The 1763-nt window shown below is 36.1% G+C and carries 1 protein-coding gene; it reads left to right on the top strand.

The annotated features are described in order from the left end of the window. Window positions 1-63 precede the first annotated feature (63 nt). Window positions 64-1233 carry a hypothetical protein gene (locus tag A1QO_RS06420; RefSeq protein WP_017039598.1) on the top strand — a complete coding sequence of 390 codons (1170 nt, stop codon included), beginning with the start codon at window positions 64-66 and terminating at the stop codon, window positions 1231-1233. Window positions 1234-1763: the final 530 nt, after the last annotated feature.

Here is a 1763-nt window from a genome sequence, read left to right as displayed (position 1 = left end):
GGTTTATTTGCCGCTTAGCAGAGCGTTAGGTTGATTGAGCGTATTCGCATTTAAAGGGAAGTTATGAGTTTTGTAGATATCTATATAGAAAGTTACGCAGCACAGAGAGATGTAGGTATTGTTGATTACACAATAGATTTTAAATCAGAGAAAGATCTTTCGGCATTTCTGGAAGTTTTTGAAATTGAGATTAGCAGTTCAGATCCAAAATTTTATGGGTTAACTTTGCCATACCAAGGTAGAAAAATCATGTATGCCGGTTCCTGGTATAGATTTCCGTTGATTAAGTATGAAGCCGAGGACGTCCAAATAATTGAAATATCTCCAGATAAAGAAGATGAAGGTGGTGCATTCTATCGGAACAAATTTCAAATTAAACGTCAAATCGAATCGTTTACTGAATTATTGACTAAAGTTGAAAGTTTGGATTCTAAGTATGATGAAACAATCAACGTTGATCCAATGGGCTTAGCGCATGAATTGGTCGTTGTAGATTGTGGACAAGGTAATTGGAATGAGATAAAAACAAATAGTGATACGGTTATTTACGATCTAGGGGCATCTTCGAGATATTCAGAAACTCAAATAAGAAAACTTATTGACAGACGTTTTAAAAATTTTAGTGAAAAATCAGTTTATATAATTATTAGTCATTGGGATATGGACCATTTTCAATCACTTAAGTATCTAAGCAAAGATAATTTTTCTAAAGTAAAAGCTGTGTATGGGCCAACTAATATACCATCTACGTTAGTTTACCAAAAAGCAATTGATAACATTTTGAATAACAAAGTTCCGTTTAAGCTGATTCCTAACACGGAGAGAATTGGAAGAACTATAGATCTAAATTTATTGATATCTTCGCATTCTATAGATCTTTATCGTGCAACTAATGGACGCTCAAGAAATCAAACAGGTATAGTTTTAGCCGTGAAAGGAGCTGAAAAGTTAGCTTTACTGACAGGTGACCACCATTACTGCAAGATATTAGTGGCAATATTAGGTAAGTATTCTAATAAGAAAACAGTTTTGGTTGCTCCTCATCATGGTGGAGCGGCTGGGCATTTCTCTGTTCATGATTGGTCTAATGAGCTTTCGGTAGAAGATTGTGCTATTTCTGTTGGTGATAATTCTTATAATCATCCTAATCCTCATTACAATAACCTTAAGTTTTTGAAAAATGGTATCCCGAATGTTACGGATGGAAACGGAGATTTAACCTATCAAATATAAACCTAACAAGAACTTCAAACGGAAAAAATACAGTTGGCTGTTTCACTTCGTTCACATTATAGCCAACTATATTTTTCCGCTTAAGTAGGCGTTATGACACGACGGTCATCACAGGTTGGATGTACGGTAATGATACTCAAGTTTGAGTGTAATCTAACGGGGTGGAAGAAAGACGGCAAAAAGGACGAATATTAGTTATTTCCATGCTAACCTTGAGGCGCTTTCGCGATCCTTAATTGCGCGACAATTCAAGAGATCGCGCTAGCGCTACTCAAGGTAGTGCGATAACAAATACTTCGGCTTCGATTTTTTGTCTATTTACAGCTACCTTATTATATTAAAAGTATATTTCACTTAAATTTGACTGACTTTGGTCGTGACATAACAAGGCATTCAAGAGTGACTCACAACGCTTGGCGACTTCAGTTTAAATTTGGCTTTAGTGTTTAAGGTGGAGTGGTTTGGGTTTGGAGATTTAGCGTTGTTCGCACCTTAATGCAGCGTTAGGCGGCCTATTACGTTGAAAGGTT

The sequence above is a fragment of the Vibrio genomosp. F10 str. ZF-129 genome (assembly GCF_000287055.2).
Lineage (GTDB): Bacteria > Pseudomonadota > Gammaproteobacteria > Enterobacterales > Vibrionaceae > Vibrio.
Note: the sequence above shows the minus strand (reverse complement) of the source record. Positions and strands in the feature narration are given on the sequence as shown.

Excerpts from the sequence above, each read along its gene's own strand:
- A1QO_RS06420 (WP_017039598.1), top strand. The coding sequence starts at position 64 with ATGAGTTTTGTAGATATCTATATAGAAAGTTACGCAGCACAGAGAGAT.